This window comes from Ancylobacter dichloromethanicus (assembly GCF_018390645.1).
In the GTDB taxonomy this organism is placed as follows: Bacteria; Pseudomonadota; Alphaproteobacteria; order Rhizobiales; family Xanthobacteraceae; genus Ancylobacter; species Ancylobacter dichloromethanicus.
Window position 1 is genome coordinate 283937 of record NZ_JAHBGC010000020.1, and the last position, 25232, is coordinate 309168.

Annotated in this window: 22 protein-coding genes; 12 read left to right on the forward strand and 10 right to left on the reverse strand. The window is 68.4% G+C overall.

Annotated elements, in window-relative coordinates; all coding sequences use genetic code 11:
* The first annotated feature begins 169 nt into the window (after window positions 1–169).
* The 5 genes from KHC23_RS10015 to KHC23_RS10035 all read left to right on the forward strand — a co-directional run bounded on the left by KHC23_RS10015 (window position 170) and on the right by KHC23_RS10035 (window position 7658).
* Window positions 170–1654, forward strand: coding sequence for an FAD-dependent monooxygenase (locus KHC23_RS10015; RefSeq protein WP_213372033.1), 1485 nt, complete (start codon window positions 170–172; stop codon window positions 1652–1654).
* Window positions 1655–1672: 18 nt separating this feature from the next.
* Entirely contained in the window at window positions 1673–2155 is a 483-nt protein-coding gene (locus KHC23_RS10020) for a cupin domain-containing protein (RefSeq protein WP_213372035.1), read from the forward strand.
* A gap of 144 nt (window positions 2156–2299) precedes the next feature.
* Window positions 2300–3379: a recombinase RecA gene (gene recA / locus KHC23_RS10025; protein WP_213372037.1), complete on the forward strand. Its 1080-nt coding sequence runs from the start codon at window positions 2300–2302 to the stop codon at window positions 3377–3379.
* Window positions 3380–3703: 324 nt separating this feature from the next.
* On the forward strand, window positions 3704–6355 hold the full coding sequence (alaS, locus tag KHC23_RS10030; RefSeq protein ID WP_213372039.1) for an alanine--tRNA ligase: 2652 nt from the start codon (window positions 3704–3706) through the stop codon (window positions 6353–6355).
* A 31-nt stretch (window positions 6356–6386) separates the two neighbouring features.
* Window positions 6387–7658 (forward strand): cyclic nucleotide-gated ion channel, encoded by a 1272-nt coding sequence (locus KHC23_RS10035; protein ID WP_213372041.1) that lies wholly within the window; start codon window positions 6387–6389, stop codon window positions 7656–7658.
* Window positions 7659–7902: 244 nt separating this feature from the next.
* Here KHC23_RS10035 and KHC23_RS10040 read toward each other — a convergent pair whose 3' ends face one another.
* On the reverse strand, window positions 7903–9114 hold the full coding sequence (locus KHC23_RS10040) for an NADP-dependent isocitrate dehydrogenase (protein WP_213372043.1): 1212 nt from the start codon (window positions 9112–9114) through the stop codon (window positions 7903–7905).
* Window positions 9115–9415: 301 nt separating this feature from the next.
* Here KHC23_RS10040 and KHC23_RS10045 point away from each other — a divergent pair, with 301 nt between their 5' ends.
* From KHC23_RS10045 to rpsD, 4 genes are all read left to right on the forward strand, one after another.
* Complete coding sequence (locus KHC23_RS10045) at window positions 9416–10252, forward strand: RNA methyltransferase (RefSeq protein WP_213372045.1); 837 nt, start codon at window positions 9416–9418, stop codon at window positions 10250–10252.
* Window positions 10253–10395: 143 nt separating this feature from the next.
* Window positions 10396–11247 carry a glutamate racemase gene (gene murI, locus KHC23_RS10050; protein ID WP_271188629.1) on the forward strand — a complete coding sequence of 284 codons (852 nt, stop codon included), beginning with the start codon at window positions 10396–10398 and terminating at the stop codon, window positions 11245–11247.
* 103 nt (window positions 11248–11350) lie between these two features.
* Entirely contained in the window at window positions 11351–12607 is a 1257-nt protein-coding gene (locus tag KHC23_RS10055; protein ID WP_213373187.1) for a lytic murein transglycosylase, read from the forward strand.
* Window positions 12608–12838: 231 nt separating this feature from the next.
* Window positions 12839–13456, forward strand: coding sequence for a 30S ribosomal protein S4 (rpsD, locus tag KHC23_RS10060; RefSeq protein WP_213372055.1), 618 nt, complete (start codon window positions 12839–12841; stop codon window positions 13454–13456).
* A gap of 129 nt (window positions 13457–13585) precedes the next feature.
* On the opposite strand, the gene grxD is transcribed toward rpsD, so the two are convergent.
* The 6 genes from grxD to purC form a co-directional block, all read right to left on the reverse strand.
* Entirely contained in the window at window positions 13586–13924 is a 339-nt protein-coding gene (gene grxD, locus KHC23_RS10065) for a Grx4 family monothiol glutaredoxin (protein WP_213372057.1), read from the reverse strand.
* Window positions 13925–13997: 73 nt separating this feature from the next.
* The gene (locus KHC23_RS10070) at window positions 13998–14231 is read right to left on the reverse strand and encodes a BolA family protein (RefSeq protein WP_213372059.1); all 234 of its coding nucleotides are present in this window, start codon (window positions 14229–14231) and stop codon (window positions 13998–14000) included.
* Between the two features lie 13 nt (window positions 14232–14244).
* The gene (gene purL / locus KHC23_RS10075; protein ID WP_213372061.1) at window positions 14245–16458 is read right to left on the reverse strand and encodes a phosphoribosylformylglycinamidine synthase subunit PurL; all 2214 of its coding nucleotides are present in this window, start codon (window positions 16456–16458) and stop codon (window positions 14245–14247) included.
* A gap of 52 nt (window positions 16459–16510) precedes the next feature.
* A complete protein-coding gene (purQ, locus tag KHC23_RS10080) occupies window positions 16511–17209 on the reverse strand; it encodes a phosphoribosylformylglycinamidine synthase subunit PurQ (RefSeq protein ID WP_213372064.1) in 699 nt (232 codons plus the stop codon).
* Between the two features lie 5 nt (window positions 17210–17214).
* A complete protein-coding gene (gene purS, locus KHC23_RS10085) occupies window positions 17215–17457 on the reverse strand; it encodes a phosphoribosylformylglycinamidine synthase subunit PurS (RefSeq protein ID WP_213372072.1) in 243 nt (80 codons plus the stop codon).
* Window positions 17458–17609: 152 nt separating this feature from the next.
* Window positions 17610–18419 (reverse strand): phosphoribosylaminoimidazolesuccinocarboxamide synthase, encoded by an 810-nt coding sequence (purC, locus tag KHC23_RS10090; protein ID WP_213372075.1) that lies wholly within the window; start codon window positions 18417–18419, stop codon window positions 17610–17612.
* 315 nt (window positions 18420–18734) lie between these two features.
* Between purC and KHC23_RS10095 the strand changes: the two genes are divergently transcribed.
* Together KHC23_RS10095 and KHC23_RS10100 are read left to right on the forward strand one after the other, a co-directional pair.
* Window positions 18735–19058, forward strand: coding sequence for a DUF1476 domain-containing protein (locus KHC23_RS10095; protein WP_213372076.1), 324 nt, complete (start codon window positions 18735–18737; stop codon window positions 19056–19058).
* Window positions 19059–19449: 391 nt separating this feature from the next.
* On the forward strand, window positions 19450–20118 hold the full coding sequence (locus KHC23_RS10100) for an SH3 domain-containing protein (protein WP_213372078.1): 669 nt from the start codon (window positions 19450–19452) through the stop codon (window positions 20116–20118).
* A 63-nt stretch (window positions 20119–20181) separates the two neighbouring features.
* On the opposite strand, the gene purB is transcribed toward KHC23_RS10100, so the two are convergent.
* The 3 genes from purB to KHC23_RS10115 all read right to left on the reverse strand — a co-directional run bounded on the left by purB (window position 20182) and on the right by KHC23_RS10115 (window position 24510).
* The gene (purB, locus tag KHC23_RS10105) at window positions 20182–21489 is read right to left on the reverse strand and encodes an adenylosuccinate lyase (RefSeq protein WP_213372080.1); all 1308 of its coding nucleotides are present in this window, start codon (window positions 21487–21489) and stop codon (window positions 20182–20184) included.
* A gap of 90 nt (window positions 21490–21579) precedes the next feature.
* Window positions 21580–22266, reverse strand: coding sequence for a ribulose-phosphate 3-epimerase (gene rpe, locus KHC23_RS10110; protein ID WP_213372082.1), 687 nt, complete (start codon window positions 22264–22266; stop codon window positions 21580–21582).
* A gap of 78 nt (window positions 22267–22344) precedes the next feature.
* Window positions 22345–24510: an inverse autotransporter beta domain-containing protein gene (locus KHC23_RS10115; RefSeq protein WP_213372084.1), complete on the reverse strand. Its 2166-nt coding sequence runs from the start codon at window positions 24508–24510 to the stop codon at window positions 22345–22347.
* 316 nt (window positions 24511–24826) lie between these two features.
* Here KHC23_RS10115 and KHC23_RS10120 point away from each other — a divergent pair, with 316 nt between their 5' ends.
* Window positions 24827–25201: a hypothetical protein gene (locus KHC23_RS10120; protein WP_213372086.1), complete on the forward strand. Its 375-nt coding sequence runs from the start codon at window positions 24827–24829 to the stop codon at window positions 25199–25201.
* Window positions 25202–25232 lie beyond the last annotated feature (31 nt).

The following is a 25232-nucleotide window of genomic DNA, read 5'->3' on the forward strand; positions in this document are numbered from 1 at the left end:
CCCCGCCGCCGCACGGTGGCGGGGAGGGGGCCGGGGCGGGCTCTCCCGCACCCGTGCGCTTTCAATAAGTCGTTGCGCGATCCTTCGCGGAATCCTACGCCTTTGCAGAGCCAGGTCCGCGCGCCGCCTGCCGCCGCGCGGCCGTGGCATGGGCGTTGGGAGCGCGCGCATGACGGACAGCGTCCTTATTGTTGGTGCCGGCCCGGTCGGGCTGGCGATGGCGCTCGAACTGGCGCGCTACCGGGTCCCGGTGCGGATCGTCGACGCGATGACCGAGCGTTCCACCACCTCGCGCGCGGTGGCGATCTGGCCCCGGACGCTCGAACTGCTGGAACGCACCGGCGGCGGGCTTTCCGACGAGCTGGTCGCCCGCGGCAACAAGGTGACGGTCGTCAACATACTGTCCGGACCGACCCGGCTCGCCCGGGTCGAGCTCGGCGATGTCGACACGCCCTATCCCTTCGCGCTCATGCTGCCGCAGAGCGTCACCGAGCGCATCCTGCTGGAGCATCTGGAGAGGCGCGGCGTCCGCCCGGAGCTGGGCGTCTCGCTCACCGGCTTCGCGCAGGACGATGAAGGCGTCAGCGCCACGCTGCGCCATGCGGACGGGCGCCGCGAGGACACGCGCCACAGTGCCATGGTGGGCTGCGACGGCGCCCACAGCCCGGTGCGGCACCATCTGGGCCTTTCCTTCGAAGGCGACACGCTGGGCAGCGATTGGGCGCAGGGTGATTTCCACCTCTCGGGCATGCCGTTCCCGGTCGACGAATTCGCCACCTGCCTGCACGCCGATGGCCCGGCGGTGCTGTTTCCGCTGGCGCCGGGGCGCTACCGCGTCATCGCCGGCCTCGGCCCGTCGACGGACGAGGTCGCGCCGCCGCCGACGCTGGCCGGCTTCCAGGCGCTGCTCGACCGGCGTGGCCCCGGCGGCATCGTGCTGCACGACACGCTCTGGACGACGTCGTTCCGCATCAATGAGCGGCAGGTGGAGCGCTACCGGGTCGGGCGGGTGTTTCTCGCCGGCGATGCCGCCCATGTGCACAGCCCCGCCGGCGGCCAGGGCATGAACACCGGCATGCAGGACGCGGTGAATCTCGCCTGGAAGCTGGCCCTCGTGCTGCGCGGGCTGGCGACCTCGCCGCGGCTGCTCGACAGCTACGATCCCGAACGGCGAGCCGTCGGCGCGGAGGTGATCGCCCTGTCGGGCCGGCTGACCCGGCTGGCCACGCTGAAGAATCCGATCGCCCGGCAGATACGCAACGCGGTGATGCCGTTCGTGATCGGGCTGGCGCCGGTGCGGGGCGCGATCGAAGGGGCGCTGACCGAAACCACGGTCCACTACCCCGAGAGCCCGCTCAACGGCGTCTCCTGGGAGGCCGGCCGCCGCGCCGGGGAGCGGGTTCCACCGGTGGCCGGCGAGACGCCTTACGGCGCTGGCGACACGCCGCGCTTCACCCTGCGCGTCGGTGCCTCTGCCGGCACGCCGCCGCCCGCCCTTCGACTGCCCGGCGATCTGGTCGATCCGGGCGTGCGGCCCGACCCGGTGGCGAGCGGCATCGAACTCATCCGGCCGGACGGCTATCTCGCCATGGCGGTGGCCGACGGCGAATGGGACCAGGTCAACAGCTATCTGCGCCGCCTCGGCGCTGGCTGATCATGCGAGGATAGCCTTGTGCACCTTTCCTTCCTGCATTCGCGCGGCGACGAGCCGCCGATCCGGATACCGGCCATCGGCCTCGACCTGTTCGTCCGCCTGCCGCCGGCGCAGAGCGGCGGCGCGTTCTGTTTCATCGAGACCATCAACGCCCCCGGCGCTGGCCCGCCGCGGCACCGCCACCGTGAGGCGGAGATTTTTCGCGTGCTCGAGGGGCGTTATCTCTACGAGATCGACGGGCGGCGCTTCTTCGCCGAGGCCGGGGATGTCGTCAGCATACCCGGCGGCGCGGCGCACGGCTTTGTCAATGTGACCGGCGCGCCGGCCCGGCAGTACATCCTGATGACGCCGGCGCTGGATGCGGCGGCGTTCTTCACCGAGCTCGCGGGGGTGATGCACGGCGGCCTTCCCGACACTGCCGCGCTGAATGCCTTCGGCGCCAGGTGGCAGGTCGAGTTCCTCGGCCCCCCGGTCCGCGCCGCCGACGGACCGACGCCGTGAGCCACCTGGAGGCGAGCGCGGCCACGGCCAAATCCGGTGGTAAAGGCTAAGAGAACATATTGCGAACATCGAACAAACAGGGTACATCTGCTGCAGCGTTCACCCCATCCCCCTTTTCCCTTGCGTGCAGCCCGGAGCCCGGCAATGACTCAGTCGACACTGCGACTCGTTGAAGGATCTTCCATGGACAAGTCCAAGGCGCTTGACGCCGCCCTTACCCAGATCGAGCGCCATTTCGGCAAGGGCTCGATCATGCGGCTGGGCAAGAACGACAAGATCATGGAGATCGAGACCGTCTCCACCGGCTCACTCGGGCTCGACATCGCGCTCGGCATCGGCGGCCTGCCGCGCGGGCGCGTGGTCGAGATCTTCGGGCCGGAATCGTCGGGCAAGACGACGCTCGCGCTGCACACCATCGCCGAGGCGCAGAAGAAGGGCGGCGTGTGCGCTTTCATCGACGCCGAGCACGCGCTCGACCCGATCTATGCCCGCAAGCTGGGCGTCGACCTCGACAACCTGCTGATCTCCCAGCCCGATGCCGGCGAGCAGGCGCTGGAGATCGCCGACACGCTGGTGCGCTCCGGCGCGGTGGACGTGCTGGTGGTGGATTCGGTGGCGGCCCTGACCCCGCGGGCCGAACTCGACGGCGAGATGGGCGACAATCAGCCCGGCATGCAGGCACGGCTGATGAGCCAGGCGCTGCGCAAGCTGACGGCCTCGATCAACCGCTCGCACACGATGGTGATCTTCATCAACCAGATCCGCATGAAGATCGGCGTGATGTATGGCAGCCCGGAGACGACCACGGGTGGCAACGCGCTGAAATTCTATGCCTCGGTCCGCCTCGACATCCGCCGCATCGGCTCGATCAAGGAGCGCGACGAGGTCGTGGGCAACCAGACCCGCGTGAAAGTGGTGAAGAACAAGCTGGCGCCGCCTTTCAAGCAGGTCGAGTTCGACATCATGTATGGCGAGGGTGTCTCCAAGATGGGCGAGCTCATCGACCTCGGCGTCAAGGCCGGCGTGGTCGAGAAGTCCGGTGCCTGGTTCTCCTATGACAGCCAGCGGCTCGGCCAGGGCCGCGAGAACGCCAAGTCCTTCCTGCGCCAGCACCCGGACGTGTCCGGCCGTATCGAGGCGACGATCCGCCAGAATGCCGGTCTCATCGCCGAGCAGATTCTCGCCGGCGAATCGGGCGGCGAGGAGGATGACAGCGAGGAGTGAGTGAGCGCGTGGGGACGGGCGGCGCCCCGGCGCGTGGGCCTCGGCGCCCCTTGTCCGTCCGGTAGCGGCGGCTTCGCGAGGGCTGCCCGCACCGCCGGCTCCTCGTCCGCCGGCGGGGGTGTCCTTGCGGGATGCGGCGGCCGGCCACTTGCCGGAAGCTGCGGCGCGGCGAGGTCGCCGCCGGGTTAGCCACCGAGGCTTGGACGGCGTCGGCCTGCTTTCTGGACAAGGTGTTGGCGCCTCGTTAGAACCGAAGCGCCGCGCCGGATGGCGCGGGCCGGCGCGCCTGCGGCGTCGGTATCTGTCATCGGCGGACCCGGGTTCATGAGCGGCGTTAACGAGATACGTTCGACCTTCCTCGACTATTTTGCCCGCAACGGGCATCAGGTGGTCGATTCCTCCCCGCTCGTGCCGCGCAACGACCCGACATTGATGTTCACCAATGCCGGGATGGTGCAGTTCAAGAACGTCTTCACCGGCATCGAGAAGCGGCCTTATTCGCGGGCGGTCACCTCGCAGAAATGCGTGCGTGCCGGCGGCAAGCACAATGATCTCGACAATGTCGGCTATACGGCGCGGCATCACACCTTCTTCGAGATGCTCGGCAATTTTTCCTTCGGCGACTATTTCAAGGAAGATGCCATCGCGTTCGCGTGGAACCTGATCACCCGCGAATTCGAACTGCCGGTCGAGAAGCTGCTGGTCACCGTCTATCACGAGGATGACGAGGCCTTCGACCTGTGGAAGCGGATCGCCGGCCTGCACGATTCCCGGATCATCCGCATCGCCACCTCCGACAATTTCTGGCAGATGGGGGACACCGGCCCCTGCGGTCCGTGCTCGGAAATCTTCTACGATCACGGCGCGCATATCGCCGGCGGCCCGCCCGGCTCGCCCGACGCCGATGGCGACCGCTTCATCGAGATCTGGAATCTCGTGTTCATGCAGTTCGAGCAGATGCCGGGCGGCGAGCGCTTGCGCCTGCCGCGGCCCTCGATCGACACCGGCATGGGTCTCGAGCGCATTTCCGCGGTGCTGCAGGGCACCCACGACAATTACGAGATCGACCTCATGCGCGCGCTCACCGGCGCCGTCGAGGAACTCACCGACGTGCCGGCCGACGGTTCGCAGAAGGCGAGCCACCGCATCATCGCCGATCATCTGCGCGCGGCCACCTTCCTGGTGGCCGATGGCGTGCTGCCCTCGAATGAGGGCCGCGGCTACGTGCTGCGCCGCATCATGCGCCGCGCCATGCGCCACGCCCAGCTGCTCGGCGCGCGCGACCCGCTGATGTACCGGCTGGTGCCAGTGCTGGTGCGCGAGATGGGCCGCGCCTATCCCGAGATCGTCCGCGCCGAGCAATTGGTGTCGGAGACGCTGCGGCTGGAGGAGACCCGGTTCCGCAAGACGCTGGAGCGTGGCCTCGCTATTCTCGAGACCGAGAGCGAGGGCCTCGGCGCCGGCGCCAAATTCTCCGGCGAGACCGCCTTCAAGCTCTACGACACTTTCGGCTTCCCGCTCGACCTCACCGAGGACGCGCTGCGGGCGCGCGGCGTCGGCGTCGACGTCGACGCCTTCAATGTCGCGATGGAGCGCCAGCGCGCCGAGGCCCGGGCCTCCTGGTCGGGTTCCGGCGAGGCGGCGACCGACGCGGTGTGGTTCTCGGTGCGCGAGGATGCCGGTGCCAGCGAGTTCCTCGGCTACGACACCGAGGCCGCCGAAGGCACGGTGACGGCGCTTGTCGCCGATGGGCAGCGGATCGCGGAACTGCGGGCCGGCGCCACCGGGCTGGTGGTGCTCAACCAGACGCCGTTCTATGGCGAATCCGGCGGCCAGGTCGGCGACACCGGCGTGCTGACCGGCGAGGATGGGCTGCGCGCCCGCGTCACCGGCACGCAGAAGAAGCTCGGCGACCTGCTGGTCCACGAGGTCGAGGTCGAGAGCGGGGCGCTCGCGGTCGGCACCGCGGTCGCTCTCGCGGTGGATGCCGGGCGCCGTCAGTCGATCCGCGCCAATCACTCGGCCACCCATTTGCTGCACGAGGCGCTGCGCCGCGTGCTCGGCGACCACGTCGCCCAGAAGGGGTCTCTGGTGGCCCCCGACCGGCTGCGCTTCGACTTCTCCCACCCCAAGCCGGTGGACGAGGCCGAACTGCGCCAGGTGGAGGACATCGCCAACCGCGTCGTGCTGCGCAACGAGCCGGTGGTGACCCGGCTGATGGCGGTCGACGACGCCATCGCGTCCGGCGCGCGGGCGCTGTTCGGCGAGAAGTATGGCGAGGAGGTCCGGGTCGTCACCATGGGTACCGATCCGGGCAATGGCGCCCCCTATTCGGTCGAACTGTGCGGCGGCACCCATGTGGGGCGCACCGGCGATATCGGCCTCATCAGCCTCGTTGGCGAAAGCGCCGTCGGCGCCGGCGTCCGCCGGCTCGAGGCGATGACGGGCGACGCCGCCCGCCATGCGCTGAGCGCCGACCGCCAGGCGCTGCACGCGGCGGCGGGCCTGCTCAAGGCGCCGGTCGGCGAGGTGGAGGGGCGTATTTCGCAGCTGATCGAGGAGCGCCGCCGGCTGGAGCGCGAGCTCGGCGAGGCGCGGCGCAAGCTCGCCATGGGCGGTGGCGACTCGGCCGAGGAGCCGCTGCGCATGGTGGGCGAGGTGAAGCTGCTGGCACGCGAGGTCACCGGCATCGAGCCGAAGGACCTCAAGAGCCTGGTCGACGAGGGCAAGAAGCGCATCGGCTCGGGGGTCGTCGCCATTGTCGGCGTCACCGAGGAGGGGCGCGCGGGCCTCGTCGTCGGCGTGACCGAGGATCTCACCGGCCGCTTCGACGCGGTGGCGCTGGTGCGCCGCGGGGCGGAGGCGCTCGGCGGCAAGGGCGGCGGCGGCCGGCCGGACATGGCGCAGGCCGGTGGCCCGGACGGCGCGCGCGCCGGTGAGGCGCTGGCGGCCATCGAGAGCGCGCTGGCCGGCTGAACGCCGCGGGCGGCGAGGGGAGTGGCCGTTCATGACGGCGCACAGGCGCGAGGGCGGCTGGTTCACGGCGTCCGGGTGGCGCGCGCGGCGCCGGCGTTGCTACGAGATTTTGGAGCGCGATGCCGCCCATGACCGGACGGCGCAAAGGGTCGAGATCGGCCTGATCGTGCTGATCGCGCTGAACGTCCTCGTCGCCGTGTTGGAGACGGTGCCGAGCCTGTTCTTGCGGGATTATTTCGCCTTCCTCGCCTTTGAGCGGGCGTCGCTTCTCGTCTTCGCCGTCGAATACATGCTGCGTATCTGGGTGGCGCCGGAGAATCCGCGCTATCGCGGCCTGTCGCCGCTGCGGGCGCGGCTGCATTATGCCCGCACGCCGGTGGCGATCGTCGATCTCGTCGCCTGGCTGCCTTTCGTGGTGTCGGCGTTGTTCGGGGTCAATCTCGTCACGCTGGCCATCTTCCGGCTGCTGCGCTTCGTCAAGCTGGTGCGCTATTCGCCGGGCATGCAGTCGCTGCTCGAAGTGCTGCACCGCGAGCGACAGTCGCTGATGGCGTGCTTCTGGCTGCTTTCCGCCGCGGTCCTCGTGGCGGCCACGGCGATGTATGTCGCGGAGGGCCATGTCCAGCCCGAGCATGTCGGCTCGATTCCGGCGGCGATGTGGTGGGCGATGGCGACGGTGACCACGGTCGGCTATGGCGACGTCTACCCCGTCACTGTCCCCGGGCGGATCATCGCCAGCATCACCATGGTGACGGGCATCGTGATGATCGCCCTGCCGGTGGGCATCATCGCGACCTCCTTCGTCGATGTCATCAAGCGCCGCGATTTCGTCATCACCTGGGGCATGGTGGCGCGGGTGCCGCTGTTCGCCGATCTCGATGCCTCGGGTATCGGGGAGATCCACAAGATGCTCTCGGCCCATACCGCCCAGCCCGGAGAGGTGATCGCCCGCCGCGGCGATGTCGCGCGCTCGATGTATTTCATCGCCTCGGGCGAGGTGGAACTGGAATTCGCCGACGACCTGCATCTGCTCGGCGAGGGGCAGTTCTTCGGCGAGATGGCGCTGCTGCACCAGGCGCGCCGCGCGGCGACCGCACGGGCGCGCACGCGCTGCATGCTGCTGATGCTGGAGGCGGACGCGTTGGCGGACGTGATCCGGCGGCATCCGGAAATCGGCAAGCGCATCCGCGCCATGGCGAGGGATGAGGGGGGGCCGCAGGCGGTGCGGCGCAGCGCCGATATCGCCGATGGCGAATTGAGTGGCCCGGAGCTCGACCCCGGCGGGACGCCGACGGAATCCTAGGGCGTTTTCGAGCGAAGCGGATACCGGTTCGCGTCAAGAAAACGCGTAGATTCACGAAACCAGAACCTTTGCGGCGACCTCGATCCGGCGCTTCCGCCCGGCAGGCGAATGCGGCCGGCGATCGCGGGCCGTGGCCTTCCGGCTTCCGGCGGGGCGCGGCCTGCCGGCGGCAGCTACATCTGGCCGGAGGGGGGAGCCGGGGCGCGAGGCGCGTCCCGGTCCGTTGCCGAAGAGCCCTCGGCGCTCAGGTGAGCGCCTTGCCCAGATTCTCGGACACCTTGTCGAGGAAGCCGGTGGTGGAGAGCCACTTCTGGTCGGCACCGACCAGGAGCGCGAGGTCCTTGGTCATGTCGCCGCTCTCGACCGTGTCGACGCACACCTTCTCCAGCGTGGCGCAGAAGGCGGCGAGTTCGGCGTTGTCGTCGAGCTTGGCGCGATGGGCGAGGCCGCGGGTCCAGGCGAAGATCGAGGCGATGGAGTTGGTCGAGGTCTCCTTGCCCTTCTGGTGCTCGCGATAGTGGCGCGTCACCGTGCCGTGGGCGGCCTCGGCTTCCACGGTCTTGCCGTCCGGCGTCATCAGCACCGAGGTCATCAGGCCGAGCGAACCGAAGCCCTGCGCCACGATGTCGGACTGCACGTCGCCATCGTAGTTCTTGCAGGCCCAGACATAACCGCCCGACCATTTCAGCGCCGAGGCGACCATGTCGTCGATCAGCCGGTGCTCGTACCAGATCTTGTGCTTCTCGAACTCGGCCTTGAACTCGGCCTCGTAGATTTCCTGGAAGAGCTGGCGGAAACGGCCGTCATACTGCTTGAGGATGGTGTCCTTGGTGGAGAGATACACCGGGTATTTGCGCATCAGGCCGTAGTTCAGCGAGGCGCGCGCGAACTCAACGATGGATTCGTCGATATTGTACATGGACAGCGCGACGCCGGCGCCGGGGTACTTATAGACCTCGTGCTCGATCACCTGGCCGTCGTCGCCGACGAACTTGATGGTCAGCGTGCCCTTGCCGGGAACGAGGAAGTCGGTGGCGCGGTACTGGTCGCCGAAGGCGTGGCGGCCGACGATGATCGGCTGGGTCCAGCCCGGCACGAGGCGCGGCACGTTCTTGCAGATGATCGGCTCGCGGAAGATCACGCCGCCGAGGATGTTGCGGATCGTGCCGTTGGGCGAACGCCACATCTTCTTGAGGTTGTATTCGGTCATGCGGCCGGCGTCGGGGGTGATGGTGGCGCATTTCACGCCCACGCCCACGCGCTTGATCGCCTCGGCGGCGTCGATGGTGACCTGGTCGGCGGTCGCGTCGCGGTTCTCGACGCCGAGGTCGTAATACTCGAGCGGCACGTCGAGATAGGGATGGATCAGCTTGTCCTTGATGTACTGCCAGATGATCCGGGTCATCTCGTCGCCGTCGAGCTCGACGACCGGATTCGCCACCTTGATCTTCGCCATGAATTGTCACCTCGCACGGAAATCGTTGTCGGAGGGGTCGCGGCGCGTGTCCGCGCGGGCAGACGCCGGGATGCGCGGGTGATACCGCGCCGGGCCGCACAGGGAAAGCAGGTAGCGGGCCAATTTTCGGCGAAACCGGCGCCCCGGCGGCGCTTCTCCACCAATGGCTGCTGGCATCTGGTATGCGGTGGAGCGGATATGCAGCCGCTCGGGCGCGGCGCGGCCTGCCGGCTTCGCAAGCGCGCCCGGCGCGGCTATATGAACGACCCTTCCCCAATGGCGATGAAGCGAGGAAACCGCGATGTCCGGCGCCGGCACCGACAGCACCAAGCCCTGGCCGGAAAGCGGGCCGGTGGTCATTCTGGTCGAGCCGCAGCTCGGCGAGAATATCGGCTCGGCCGTGCGCGCCATGGGCAATTTCGGCCTGTCGCGGCTGCGCATCGTCAATCCGCGCGAGGGCTGGCCCAACCCCAAGGCGGTGACCTTCGCCTCCGGGGCCGACCGCATCCTCGACCATGCCGAGATATTTCCCGACCTTCGCGCTGCGCTGGCCGACCTCAACTTCGTCGCCGCCGCCACCGCGCGCGAGCGCGGCATGCAGAAATCCGTGCTCGCCGCCGACGCGGTGGCCGCGGAGACGGCGGTGCGCATCAATGGCGGCGAGCAGGTGGGGCTGGTGTTCGGGCGCGAGCGCACCGGGCTCTATACCGAGGAGGTGTCGCTTGCCGACGTCATCCTCACCCTGCCGGTGAACCCCGCCTTCGCCTCGCTCAATCTCGGCATGGCGGTCGCGGTCGTCGCCTATGAATGGTTCAAGCTGGCCTCGGGCGGGGCGCTGCCGTTCCAGCAGCCGGACCGATACCCGATCGCCGACAAGGCGGACCTGCTCGCCTTTTTCGACCATGTGGAGCGCGAACTGGACGAGGCCCTGTTCTTCCGCTCGCCGGAGAAGAAGCCGGTGACGATCCGCAATATCCGCAACATCTTCCACCGGGTCGGGCTGACGCGGCAGGACATCGCCACGCTGCACGGCATGGTGGCGGCGCTGGTTGAGGGGCGGCGGATGCGCGAGGCGCGCACGGCCGCGCGACTGGAGGGGCGCAACGAGCCGCGCGCGGGCGGCGAAACGGAAGGCTGAGGGAGCGCAACGAAGCGTTCACCAAGATGCGCCACAATGATGCCCGGGATGGAGGACATCAGATGCGTATCGAAGCGTCTCCCGTATCCGCTGCCGGCCTGCGCGGCGCCTCGTCACCCGCTTCGTCCAACGGGGCTGTCGCCGTGTCGTCTCTGCCGCTTCACCCGCCTGCCGCCGCCTTGCGCGCGCCGACCATATTGGTGTTCGATTCCGGTCTCGGCGGCCTTTCGGTGTTCCGCGAGCTGGCGCGCACACGGCCGGATGCGCGCTTCGTCTATGCCGCCGACGATGCCGCCTTTCCCTATGGTGCGCTGAGCGAGGACGATCTCGTCGCCCGGGTGATGGCGGTGATGGAATCGCTCATCGCCCGCACGGCGCCGGATGCGGTGGTCATTTCCTGCAACACCGCCTCGACGCTGGTGCTGCCGCCGCTGCGGGCGCGTTTCGCCATTCCCTTCGTCGGCACGGTGCCGGCGATCAAGCCGGCCTGCGAGAACTCGCTGACGCGCGAGGTCAGCGTGCTGGCCACGCCGGGCACGGTGAAGCGCGACTACACTCAGAAGCTGATCCGCGATTTCGCCGGCGATTGCCATGTGGCGCTGGTGGGCTCCACCCGGCTGGCGCCGCTGGCGGAAGCGGCCATGCGCGGCGAGGCGGTCAGCGACGAGGAGATCGCCGCCGAGATCGCCCCGGCCTTCGTGCGCGAGGGGCGGGCGCGCACCGACACGGTGGTGCTTGCCTGCACGCATTACCCGCTGCTGCTGGACCGGCTGCAGAAGGTCGCGCCCTGGCCGGTGCGCTGGCTCGACCCGGCCCCGGCGATCGCCCGGCGGCTGTCCTCGCTGCTCGGCCCGGTCGGCTTCGCCGCAAGCCCGGCGCCGATGCGGCTGTTCTCGACCGGCCAGCCGCTCGACCCGGCGCTGGTCGCGCGCATTGGCGGGCGCCGTACCCGGGCCGGCGAGATCGTGTCGATGGCGGCGCCGACGCCGGCCTGAGGCGAATGCGTTGCGGCCTTGCCCCTGCCGCGATCCCTGCCCAGCATGCCGGTACGGCAGGAGAATCGACGTGACCCGCGACCGCGACGCTTATCACGCATCCATGTTCCCGGCGGCGAGGCTCGCCGCCCCCTTGAGCCGCAGGCGATTGCTGCTGGGGGCGGGGGCTGGTCTCGGCATGCTCGCCCTCGGTGCGGGCGCGGCGCCGGCGCAGCAGGCAAAGCAGCGATTCGAGGTGTGGATCGCCGAATTTCGCGGTCGTGCCCGCGCCAAGGGCATCTCCGATGCGGTGTATGACCGGGTGACCGGTGGGTTGCGGCCCGATATTTCCGTCTACGCCAAGGAGAGCGCGCAGCCGGAATTCCGCGAACAGCTCTGGCAGTATCTCAACCGCCGCATTTCCGACTGGCGGCTGATGACCGGCCGGGCGGCGGCGACGCAGAACGCGGCGCTGATGAGGCGTCTGCAAAAGGATTTCGGCGTCGAGCCGGACGTGCTGCTCGGCCTGTGGGGCATGGAGAGCGCCTTCGGCGAACTGGTCACGGACCCCGACCACATGAAGCCGGTGTTCCCCTCGCTGGCGGCGCTGGCCTGGGGCGAGCCGCGCCGGCGCAAATACTGGGAGGTCGAGTTCCTCAACGCGCTGGCCATCGTCCAGCGCGGCTGGGGCGCGCCGGACGAGATGCTCGGCTCCTGGGCCGGCGCCATGGGGCACACCCAGTGGATGCCGGAGGTCTGGCTCAATCTCGGCGTCGACTATGACGGCGATGGCCACCCTTCGCCCTACAGCGTGCCGGACGCGCTGGCCGGCTCGTCGCTCTACCTCATCAAGCGCGGCAAGTACCAGCGCGGGTTGCCCTGGGGCTTCGAGGTAAGGATGGACGGGGTGCCGACGAAATATGCCGACGCCAGGGCGTGGCGCACCGTCGAGGGCTGGGCGAAGCTCGGCGTGACGCCGGCCGGGGGCGGACGCTTCGCGTTGCCCAAGGCGCGGGCGCGGCTGTGGGCGCCGGTGGGGACGCAGGGCCCGTGCTTCCTGCTGACGCAGAATTTCTATGCCGTGCGCAGCTACAACCCGTCGATGAACTACGCGCTCGCGGTCTGCCATCTCGGCGACCGGGTGCTGGGCGGGGAGCCGTTCATCACGCCGTTTCCCGGCGGCGAGCGGCCGCTGACGCTGGCGGAGATCCAGGAAGTGCAGCGCCGGCTGACCAGGGCGGGGCTCGACACCGGCGGCGTCGATGGCCGGGTCGGCAACATGACGATGCGCGCGGTGGCGAATTTCCAGCGCCGGATGGGCGTCAAACCGGACGGCTATGCCGGCCTCGACGTGCTGGCGGCGCTGAGGCAGGGGAGGTAGAATTACGGTGCGGCGTGACGGGGCGATGACGTTTCCCCGCTCCAGGCCTTGACCTTCCGGCCTTTTGCGCCTATTCACCCGCCCACTCGCGGGGCTGGAAACGGCCCCGCTTGATGTTTCACGCACCCGTGGGTCGGTCCGGCGCGTTCGGAAAGATCCTGTCGGCTCCCGAAACGGGGGTAGAGGAGGGGGCGCGATCCAACCCGCAACGATATGCGAGAGGACCTGCGCATGAGCAAGCGCGTTTCGGCCAAGCACAAGCTTGACCGCCGTATGGGCGAAAACATCTGGGGCCGCCCGAAGAGCCCCATCAACAAGCGTGAATACGGCCCCGGCCAGCATGGCCAGCGCCGCAAGGGCAAGCTCTCCGACTTCGGCGTGCAGCTGCGCGCCAAGCAGAAGCTGAAGGGCTATTACGGCTCGATCGGCGAGAAGCAGTTCTATGCGGTCTATGTCGAGGCTTCGCGCCTCAAGGGCGACACCGGCGCCAACCTGATCGGCCTGCTGGAGCGCCGCCTCGACGCGGTGATCTACCGCGCCAAGTTCGTCCCCACCGTGTTCGCCGCCCGCCAGTTCGTGAGCCACGGCCACATCAAGGTGAACGGCCGCCGCGTCAACATCCCGTCCTACCAGGTGAAGGTCGGCGATGTGATCGAGGTCAAGGAAGCCTCCCGCCAGCTCGTGCTGGTGCTGGAAGCCGTCGCCTCCGGCGAGCGCGACACCCCGGACTATCTCGAGGTCGACCACTCCAAGATGACGGCGAAGTTCGCCCGCATCCCGGAGCTCAACGAGGTGCCCTATCCGGTGGTGATGGAGCCCAACCTCGTGGTCGAATTCTATTCGCGCTGATCCCTCGGCGGATCGCGCGAGACGAAAAGCCGCCCTTCGGGGCGGCTTTTTTGTTGGGCAGGGCTGGCGGGTACGAAAAAGCCGCCCCGGAGGGCGGCTCAACAGAGGCGTAACTGGCCGTCGTCCGGCTCAGGCCGTCGCCTTGCCCATGACGACGACGCCCTTCTCTTCCAGCAGCGTCTGCAACTCGCCGGACTGGTACATCTCGCGCACGATGTCGCAGCCGCCGACGAACTCGCCCTTGACAAAGACCTGCGGAATGGTGGGCCAGGAGGTGTATTCCTTGATGCCGGTGCGCATCTCGTCGGAATCGAGGACGTTGATGCCCTTGTAGTCGACGCCGAGCAGGTTGAAGATCTGCGCCACCTGGCCGGAGAAGCCGCACATCGGGAACTGCGGCGTGCCCTTCATGAACACGACGACGTCGTTGCTCTTCACCTGGCTGTCGATGAAATCCTGAATGCTCATGGCATTGCCTTTCGCCCTTGCGGGCCTCGCGAGAGGGTGTCGTGGCGGCTGCGGGTCAGAGAGCCGGCCGCCTTCAGTCGGGTACATTGGTCTGAAGCGCGAGGGCGTGCAATATGCCGCCCATCTGGCCCTTCAGCGCCGCATAGACCATCTGATGCTGCTGCACGCGGCTTTTGCCGCGGAAGCTCTCGGCAATCACGGTCGCGGCATAGTGATTGCCGTCGCCAGCAAGATCGCGGATCTCGACCGAGGCATCCGGCAGCCCTTCCTTGATCAGCCGTTCGATCTCGCCTGCTTCCATCGCCATTGGTCGGGTTCCCTCACATCAGGCCCGCGCCCATATAGATGGGCAGCCAAGCCTCGTGCCGCTCGCGCAGCGCGTCGATTACAATTGGGCGCTCGCCCGGGATATTCAATCGGTCGCCGCCCGTGGTGCCGAGCTTGGCGATGCTTACCCCGGCCATTTCCGCCCGGCGCAGCACCAGCGCCTTGGCGCTGCCCTCCACCGTGACGATGTAGCGGGCCTGGTCCTCGCCAAACCAGTAGGCGAACGGGTTCATCTCCGGCGACGGGATGGCGAGGCTGGCGCCGATGCCCGAGGCCAGCGCCATCTCCGCCAGCGCCACCAGCAGGCCGCCGTCGGAGACGTCGTGCACCGCGGTGACCAGCCCGTCGGCGATGAGGGTGCGCACGAGGTCGCCGGTCCTGCGCTCCAGCGCCAGGTCGACCGGCGGCGGGGCGCCGTCCTCGCGGTCGAGGATTTCCGACAGGAAGGCGGACTGGCCGAGCCATCCCGTGGTGACGCCGAGCACGAGAATGGTCTCGCCATTCGCCTTGAAGTCCAGCGTGGCCATCTTGGCGATGTCGTCGAGCACCCCGACGCCGCCAATGGTCGGCGTCGGCAGGATGCCGCGGCCATTGGTCTCGTTGTAGAGGCTGACATTGCCGGAGACGACCGGGAACTCCAGTTCCTTGGCCGCCGCGCCGATGCCGCGCAGGCAGCCGACCAGCTGGCCCATGATCTCCGGCTTTTCGGGATTGCCGAAATTGAGGTTGTCGGTCAGCGCCAGCGGCCGGGCACCGACGGCGGTGAGATTGCGCCAGGCTTCCGCCACCGCCTGCTTACCGCCCTCGAACGGGTCGGCCTCGCAATAGCGCGGGGTGACGTCGCAGGTCATGGCGAGGCCCTTGGGGCCGTCCTCGACCCGCACCACGGCGGCATCGCCACCCGGGCGCTGCGCGGTGTTGTTGAGGATCAGATGGTCGTACTGCTCCCACACCCAGCGCTTGGAGGCGAAGTCGGGCGAGCCGATCAGCCGCTCCAGTGCGCCGGGGAGGGTGGCGGTGATGTCGAGCGAGGCGGGGTCGATAGGCACCTGCCTGGGAGTTTCCACCCAGGGGCGGTCATAGAGCGGGGCTTCGTCGCCCAGCTCCTTGATCGGCAGGTCGGCCTTCACCTCGCCCTTGTGCCTGACGATGAAGCGCAGCGTGTCGGTGGTGCGGCCGACAATGGCGAAGTCGAGCCCCCATTTGCGGAAGATCGCCTCGGCCTGCTCTTCCTTGCCCGGCGCCAGCACCATGAGCATGCGCTCCTGGCTCTCCGAGAGCATCATCTCATAGGCGCTCATGCCCTCTTCGCGGCAGGGCACGTTGTCGAGGTCGAGCTCGATGCCGAGCCCGCCCTTGGCGCCCATCTCCACCGCCGAGGAGGTGAGGCCGGCGGCGCCCATGTCCTGGATCGCGACGACGCAGCCGGCCTCCATGATCTCCAGGCAGGCTTCCAGCAGCAGCTTCTCGGCGAACGGGTCGCCGACCTGCACGGTCGGGCGCTTCTCCTCGGCATCCTCGCCGAAGGAGGCGGAGGCCATGGTGGCGCCGTGGATGCCGTCGCGGCCGGTCTTGGAGCCGAGATAGACCACCGGCAGGCCGATGCCGGTCGCCTTGGCGTAGAAGATCTTGTCGGCATCGGCGAGGCCGACCGCCATGGCGTTGACCAGGCAATTGCCGTCATAGCGGGTGTGGAAGCCGACCTGCCCGCCCACGGTGGGCACGCCGAAGGAGTTACCGTAGGAACCGATGCCGCTGACGACGCCGCCCACCAGATGGCGGGTGCGCGGGTGCTTGGGGTCGCCGAAGCGCAGCGCGTTCAGTGACGCGATCGGGCGCGCGCCCATGGTGAACACGTCGCGCAGGATGCCGCCGACCCCGGTCGCCGCGCCCTGATGCGGCTCGATATAGGAGGGGTGGTTGTGGCTCTCCATCTTGAACACGGCGGCCTTGCCATCGCCGATGTCGATGACGCCGGCATTCTCACCCGGGCCCTGGATCACCCATGGCGCCTTGGTCGGCAGGCCGCGCAGGTGCAGGCGGGAGGATTTGTACGAGCAGTGCTCGTTCCACATCGCCGAGAAGATGCCGAGCTCGGTGAAGCTCGGCTCGCGGCCGATCAGCTTCAGGATGCGCTCATACTCGTCCGGCTTGAGGCCATGCTCGGCGACGAGTTCGGGAGTGATTTTCGGTTCGGAGGGGGTCATGCGAAGGCCGTCATTCCGTTTCGCGGTCGGGCAGGGCGGGCGAGGGCGGGTGTCACGCCTTCTCCAGCGCGCCGACGAGGCTCTCGAACAAAGCGCGCCCGTCGGTCGGGCCGACCAGCGGGTCGACATGATTCTCGGGGTGCGGCATCAGGCCAAGCACGTTCAGCTTCTCCGAGACGATGCCGGCAATGGAGTTGGCGGCGCCGTTGAGCACCTGCGCGTCATCGCGCCGGCCGTCCGGCATCACATAGCGGAACAGCACGCGGCCCTCGTCCTCCAGCCGCTTCAGCGTTGCCGCGTCGGCGGTGTAGTTGCCCTCGCCATGGGCCACGGGATAGCGCACGATGGCGCCCCGCGCATAGCGGCGGGTGAACGGCGTGTCGTTGCGCTCGACCTTCAGCAGCGCCTCGCGGCAGATGAAGCGCAGGCGCGCATTGCGCACCAGCACGCCGGGCAGCAGCCCGCTCTCGCACAGGATCTGGAAGCCGTTGCAGATGCCGAGCACGAGGCCGCCGCGCGCGGCATGGGCGCGCACGGCGTCCATAATGGGCGCGCGGGCGGCGATGGCGCCGCAGCGCAGATAGTCGCCATAGGAGAAGCCGCCGGGCAGCACCACGAGATCGGTGCCGGCGGGGAGCGCGGTGTCGGCGTGCCAGACCATGGCGGGCTTGACGCCCGAAACCCGTTCGAGCGCGCGCGCGGCATCGCGCTCGCGATTTGAGCCGGGAAAGACGAGGACGGCGGATTTCATCGTCCTCAGCCCACCAGCTCGATGCGGTAGGTTTCGATCACCGTATTGGCGAGCAGCTTCTCGCAGGCGTCCTTGAGCGTCGCCTCGGCCTTGGCCGGGTCGCTGGTCTCCATCTCGACGTCGAACACCTTGCCCTGGCGGACGCTGGAGACGCCGGGTACGCCGAGCGAGCGCAGGGCGCCCTCGATGGCCTTGCCCTGCGGGTCGAGCACGGCGGATTTCAGGGTGACGAGGACGCGCGCCTTCATGGAATCACTCTCGGGGACGTTCGTGCGACGGAAGCATCGGAAAAACAGAAACGGGGGCTTTGAGGCCCCCGCCTACCATTTGGCCGCGAACGGCTCAATGCTGGAATGCGGAATGGCTGACCCGAGGGCAGCGCATTTCGTATCCGGCAATCTCACTCCTCGGGCTCGGACTTCACCAGAACCGGGCCGCCGGTCTGGACGCGCTCGTTCTCGGACATGATGCCGAGGCGACGGGCGACTTCCGAATAAGCTTCGACCAGCCCGCCCAGGTCGCGGCGGAAGCGGTCCTTGTCGAGCTTGTCGTTCGACTTGATGTCCCACAGCCGGCACGAATCCGGGCTGATCTCGTCGGCGACGACGATGCGCATCATGTCGTTTTCCCACAGGCGGCCGCATTCCATCTTGAAGTCCACAAGACGGATGCCGACGCCGAGGAAGAGGCCGGACAGGAAGTCGTTGACGCGTATCGCCAGGGCGATGATGTCGTCGATTTCCTGGGTGGTGGCCCAGCCGAACGCGGTGATGTGCTCTTCCGAGACCAGCGGGTCGTTGAGCGCGTCGTTCTTGTAGTAGAACTCGATGATCGAGCGCGGCAGCTGGGTGCCCTCTTCGATGCCGAGACGGGTCGACAGCGAGCCGGCGGCGACATTGCGCACGACGACTTCCAGCGGGATGATCTCGACCTCGCGGATGAGCTGCTCGCGCATGTTCAGCCGCTTGATGAAATGCGTGGGGACACCGATCTCGTTCAGTCTCAGGAAGACATATTCCGAGATTCGGTTGTTCAGCACGCCCTTGCCGTCGATGACGTCGTGCTTCTTGTTGTTGAAGGCGGTGGCGTCGTCCTTGAAGTGCTGGATCAGGGTGCCGGGCTCAGGGCCTTCATAGAGGACCTTCGCCTTACCTTCATAAATGCGGCGGCGGCGGCTCATGGGTGGGTACCGTCGGTTGAGGAAGTCCATTAGGATGCCGGGGCTCCGGTTCCGGGTTCACGGCTGGGGGCGCCGCACGTCTGCGCGAATTCTCGGCGCTCTGACGATTCGTCTCGCATTGGTGCTGACACCCACGCGCGGACACTAGCCCATCGGGGGGGCGGATACAAACGGCGCCGCAAGCGATGGCGTCGCAGCCTTCCCGTGCGCTCGCGCCGCTCTCCGGCGCCAGCCGCCGATAAGCGTCACATTGACGTAGGGGCGGCGAGCGACGTGTCGAGGCGTTGATTTGGGGACGGCGTCGCGATAATCAAGCCGCGCATTAGCGAGACACGGGGCGATCACATGAGCACGTTCGACGACCGCGAAGATGCGTTCGAAGCCAAGTACGCCCACGACCAGAACCTGCGCTTCAAGGCGCTGGCCCGTCGCAACCGGGCACTTGGCCTGTGGGCGGCGGAGAAGCTCGGCCTGACCGGCGAAGAGGCGACCGCCTATGCCGCGTCCGTCGTTGCCGCCGACCTCGAAGAGGCCGGCGAGGAAGACGTCTACCGCAAGCTGAGGGCGGATTTCGACGCCAAGTCCATCGACGTTTCCGAGCATCGCATCCGCCGCACCATGGATGAACTGCTGGCGGCGGCGATCGAGACGCTGAGGACGGAAGGCTGACCCACAGCCTTCGGTGAGCATCGAGCCGGGCGCGCTGCCCCGGCTCGACCCTCTTAGAGTGCCTTCTCGCCGTGTGCCGGCGGGCGGCGCCGTGCCCTGCGGCCCGCCGTGAGCCCGACCGTGACGCAGCGGCGAGTGGCGCTGCGCCGGCAGCGATGTGGCTGGAGCGCCCGGCTGACCTCTCCCGCCCTTTGAGACACGCGCGCCAACAGCGGCGCCGAGAACCGCGCACCGAGACGCCCGGGTAGCGAGCCCGGCACGGCGGGGTCCCGCGTTTCCCGCTGTTAGGTAATGCAACCAATTTCGCCGGATTCGATTGATATCGAGAATAGAATTCGGTCGGGGCCGCCGGGCAACGTGGCACTCAAGGCGCTCCCGCAGGGAGGTTTGCATGAAACTCATCAAGTCGCTGGCGCTGGCCGCCAGTCTTCTCGTCAGCGGGGCGGCGTTCAGCGCCGCTTCGGCGGCCGTGGTGACGCGCGATCTGAACGTGCGCAGCGGCCCGGGGACAAATTATCGTGTCATCCGCACATTGCCGGGTGGTACCCGGGTCGCTGTCGGCGGCTGCCGGGGCAATTGGTGCCAGGCGGCCGGCGGCTGGGTGAGCGCCAGCTATCTCGCCGGCGGAAACCAGACCGTGATGGTCGGTCCCAACTATGTCGCCGACGATGTGGCGCTCGGCGTCGGGGCCTTCGCGCTCGGCGCGGTGGCCGGTTCCGCCTGGGGTCCGGGTTGGGGTGGCGGCTATTACGGCCCCGGTCCCGGCTGGGGCTATTACGGCCCGGGCTGGCGCCCGCGCCCGGTCTGGTGGGGTGGGCGCCCGGGCTGGGGTCCGCGCCCGGGCTGGGGGCCGAGGCCCGGTTGGCGCCCGCGTCCCGGCTGGGGTCCGCGCCCGGTTTGGGGGCCGCGTCCTGGTTGGGGCCCGCGCCCCGGCCGTCCGGGTTGGGGAGGGCGTCCCGGGTGGGGCGGTCGTCCCGGCATGGGTCCACGCCCGATTATCGTCCGCGGCGGCGGTTTCGGCGGCGGACGTGGCTTCGGTGGTCGCGGCGGCTGGCGCTGAGCGCCCGCTATTTCGCTAGCGAGAGAGGCCGGAGCTGCTCCGGCCTCTTTTCGTTTTAGGGGTTCAACTGCGGCCGAACACGCGGTTGAAGATCGTGTCGACATGCTTGAGGTGGTAGCCGAGGTCGAACTTCTCGGCGATCTCTTCCTCGGACAGGTACTGGCGCACATCCGGGTCGGCGGTCAGCAGCTTCTGGAATTCGCCCTCGCCGCGCCAGACCGGCATGGCGTTGCGTTGCACCAGGCGATAGGCGTCCTCGCGGCTCGCGCCCTTCTGCGTCAGCGCCAGCAGAACGCGCTGGGAATGCACCAGCCCGCCGAGGCGGTCGAGGTTCTTCTGCATGGTCTCGGGGTAGACGACCAGCTTCTCGATGACGCCGGCCAGCCGGTTCAGCGCGAAGTCCAGCGTCACCGTCGCGTCGGGGCCGATCATCCGCTCCACCGAGGAATGCGAGATGTCGCGCTCGTGCCAGAGCGCCACATTTTCCAGCGCCGGCGTGACCATGCCGCGCACCAGCCGGGCGAGGCCGGTGATGTTCTCGGTCAGCACCGGGTTGCGCTTGTGCGGCATGGCCGAGGAGCCCTTCTGGCCGGCGGAGAAGAACTCCTCCGCTTCCAGCACCTCGGTGCGCTGGAGATGGCGGATCTCGATCGCCACCCGCTCCATCGAGGAGGCGACGACGCCGAGCGCGGCGAAATAGGCGGCGTGGCGGTCGCGCGGGATGACCTGGGTCGAGACCGGCTCGACCGTCAGCCCCATCTTGGCGGCGACATGCTCTTCCACGCGCGGGTCGATCTGCGCGAAGGTGCCGACGGCGCCGGAAATGGCGCAGGTCGCCACTTCCTCGCGCGCCGCGACAAGGCGGGCACGGTTGCGCTGAAACTCGGCATGGGCCTGGGCCAGCTTCAGGCCGAAGGTGGTCGGCTCGGCATGGATGCCATGCGAACGGCCGATGGTGGGGGTGAGCTTGTGCTCGAAGGCGCGGGCTTCCAGCGCCGCCAGCAGCCGGTCGACGTCCTTGATGAGGATGTCGGCGGCGCGCACCAACTGCACCGAGAGGCAGGTGTCGAGCACGTCGGAGGAGGTCATGCCCTGATGGACGAAGCGCGCCTCGGGGCCGACGATTTCGGCGAGATGGGTGAGGAAGGCGATGACGTCGTGCTTGGTGACGGCCTCGATCTCGTCGATGCGGTCGACGTCGAAGGTGGCGTCCTTCGCCATCTCCCAGATCTTCGCCGCCGCTTCCTTCGGCACCACGCCCAGCTCGGCCAGCGCGTCGGTGGCGTGCGCCTCGATCTCGAACCAGATGCGGAAGCGGGTCTGCGGCTCCCAGATGGCAGCCATTTCGGGGCGGGTATAGCGCGGGATCACGGGCGGCTCTTTCGGCAAGCGACAGGGTTGCCCGCGCTCTAGCAGATCGCCGTCAAGACGACAAACCGGCGCCGTTGCCCGCCGGCCGGTTCACACCAGTTCGCCGCGCGCCCGCAGGGCGGCGCTGCGGATGGCGTCGATGTTGCCGGCATAGGCGTCGGCGCCGCCCTTGAACACCGCTGAGCCCGCCACCAGCGCATTGGCGCCGGCCTTGATGCAGGCGGCGGCGGTGTCGCGGGTCACGCCGCCGTCGATCTCGATATGGATCGGCCGCTCGCCGATCAGGGCGGAGAGCTGGGCCACCTTGTCCATGACGGAGGGAATGAAGGCCTGGCCGCCGAAGCCGGGGTTCACCGTCATCACGATGACGACGTCGATCAGGTCGAGCACGTTCTCCACCGCGCTGGCTGGCGTGGCGGGATTGATCGCGACGCCGGCCTGCTTGCCCAGCGCGCGGATCGCCTGCAGCGAGCGGTGCAGGTGCGGCCCGGCCTCGGCATGGACGGTGATGTGGTCGGCGCCGGCCTTGGCGAAGGCTTCGAGATAGGGGTCGGCCGGCGCGATCATCAGATGCACGTCGAAGGGCTTGGCGGAGAAGGCGCGGACCGCCTTCACCACGTCCGGGCCGAAGGAGATGTTGGGCACGAAATGCCCGTCCATCACGTCGATATGGATCCAGTCCGCCCCGGCGGTGTCGACCGCGCGCACTTCCTCGCCGAAGCGCGCGAAATCGCAGGCGAGGATGGAGGGGGAAATGATCAGCGGGCGTGTGGTCATGGCGCGGGGCTCCGGCTGTTTGCCGGGGCGTAGCATCAAGGGGCCGGGGCGGCAATGCCGTCCCGGCCCGCGAGGGACCTACAGGCCGCAGGAGGCCGAGAGCGTGCCGGCCGGGACGGGGGCGCCGCCGATGGCGAAGACCTGTCCGCCGGTCTGGGTCAGCTCGGTGCCGGACCACGCGCCGGCATCGGCCGAGCAGGGGGTGGGAACGTCGGTGGTGGCGATGTCGCCGGAAATGTCCTGGATCGGGCCCGAGACATAGACGGCGGAGCTTCCGCTGCCGATCACCTCCACATCGGTGAAGCTGACGCCGGTCACCGGCCCGCCGGCGAAGCCATAGGCGTCGCCATAGAAATACACGCCATAGCTGCCGGGATTGACGATGGTGACGTTGGCGAAGCGGATGTCGCTCGACGGGTTCATGAAGATGCCGGACCGATAGGTGTCCTCGATGAAGGCGTTGGAGACCGCGATGTCAGTGGTCTCGCCCGGCAGGTTGAAGGAGGACGCGAACATCAGCCCGTTGATGCCGCCCTTGAGCGTGAGGTCGTCAAGCGTGGCATGCGCGGTCTTCTGCAGCACGATCAGGTCCATCGAGCGGTCCAGAGCGGAATTGTCGATGGCGATCGAGCGCAGCGCGGCGCCCTCGACGCCGACGAGCAGGATGCCCTCGCGGCGGCTGTTGACGATGGAGAGGTTGTCGACCTTGAGGTTGCCGCTCTGGCCGGTGACGACATTCTCCCAGTCGATCTCCTCATACTCGCTGCCGACGAACAGGCCGTAGGTGACATTCTCCATCGCCACGTCGCGAATGGTCAGGTCCTCCACCGCCAGCGCGGCGATGCCGGCATTGCGCACCACATTGGGGTTGAAGATCGACCATTCGCATTCCGTGTTGTCCTCACAGAAGGCGAGATCGTGGATGCGGGTGGTGCCGATCGTGGCGCCGGCGACGTTCTCCAGCGAGATGCCGTGCTCGGCGGTGCCGGCAATGTCGAGATCGCGCATCACGATGCCGGAGACGCCTTCCGCCACCACGCCGGAACGGCCGCCGCGAATGGACAGCGCCGCCACCGCGCTGCGGTCGCCATCGAGGGAGAGCACGTCGTCGAGCGGGTCGGTGCCGTTCAGCGTCGCCGCCGGCAGGGCGTTGCGGAACACCGCCGTGCCGCCGCTCACCGCGCCGCGCACGGTGAGCGCGCCGCCGCCGCCGAGCAGGAACTGGCCGGCGCCGAGCGAGACGGTGGAATCGACGTCCACCGTGCCGGAGGCGAGCACCAGCGCGCCTTCACCCGCCGTCGCCAGCCGCGCATTGACAGTGCCGGCGTCGTCGGCGGCGCCGATCGCGACCACCCGGCCGGCGACGGTGCCGGTCTCGGTGTAGACCGCCGCTTCGGCCGCGCCGGTGGCGCCGACATGGGTGCGGATCGCGTCCGAGCGCTCGACCCGGCGATAGAGCGGGTCATAGGGCGCCTGCGCCGACGTGTCGCCGAGCGGCACGCGCAGGCGGGCGAGGAAGATGCCCTGCGTGTCGTACTGCTCGTCATGGGTCAGCCCGGCGATGAGGGTCAGCCGCGAGCCATTGCCGAAGGCGGGGAGGCCGGCGCGGGAGAGTTCCACGCGGGCGGAGACGCCCGGCACGTCCTCGACATCCTCGCCCGTGTACCAGTAGCCGCCGGCGAAGATCTTGATCTGGGTGAGATCGTCGGGGGTGAGGAAGGGCAGGCGGTAGCCGATCTCGCCGTCGAACCCCTGCATCGCGGTTTCCTCGCCGGCGCGGAAGATCAGCCGGCCGGCCTCCACCAGCGCGGCGTTGGCGCTGGCCAGCGCCGCCTCGATGTCGCCGACCGGGAGGTAGCCATTGGCGCGCAGTTCCCAATCCTGGCTCAACGCTTCCACGCCGAGGCCGAGCTGGGTGAAGCCATTGTCGTACTGGCTGTTGAGATAGTCGAAATAGCCGTTGATCCCATAGACCCAGCCATTGTCGTGCCGGAACCGGTAGCCGATGCCGAGCGAGCCCTGTTCGATCTCCTGCTCGCTGCCGAAGCTGGCGCGGGCGTCGAGGAACAGCAGCCGGTCATTGTCGCCGAGCATCGGAAGGAACAGGTCGAAGCTGCCGAAGCCTTCCTCGCCCACGCTGCCGAGCGTGGCTTCCACCGAGGCGGGGGAAATCCCGCGCGGGTCGGCCATCGCCGGCAGGCTCACCGTCGCCGCGAGAATCACGGGGAATACGGCGCGTCTCATGTGCACTCTCCTGGGAAATGTGTCGGAGGGTTTCCGAACCTCGACCCACGGCCGTGCGATAGCATCGTTCCGTCGCGGAAAGAACGAAGAATGACTCTAACTTATTGATACAGAACGTATTTTGTAATTATTCGTAGTTTAATCAGCGGTCCGGCGGAAACAGGCGAGGGCACGCGGATGCCGGCTGCCGCGCGCGGGAGCGGACCTTGCGGAAGAAGCGTGTTGCCGCGTCGCCGGAAAAGGCGTCCCCTTACCACCGCGACTCCGCTGCGCCCGAGGTGGCGCCCTGGGGCGTGATTCTGAGAAGGGGATGAACATGATCCGAAAGAGCATGCTCGCCGGGCTGGCGGTGCTGTCGATGGCCGGCCTGGTCGGCACGGTGCAGGAAGCGAGCGCGTGGCGCGCCGCCGGGTGTGGCGAACGCGGCTGCGCGGCCGCCTGGGGCCGGAGCCCCGGCCATTATTACGGGCCCGGCCGCTATTACGGCCCGGTGCCGCGCGGGGGCGGCGTGGTTGTCGTCAATCCGCGTCCCTACTGGCCGCCCGGCGGCGCCGTCGCGGCCGGCGCGGCGCTCGGCTTCCTCACCGGGGTCGCGGCCGCCAATCTGGCCGGTCCGCCGCCGCAGCCGAACTATTGCTGGTACTACACCAATCCGCAGCGCACGCAGGGCTTCTGGGAGCCCTGCCCCTGAGCCTGAACCGCGGCAACGATCCGGGGACGAA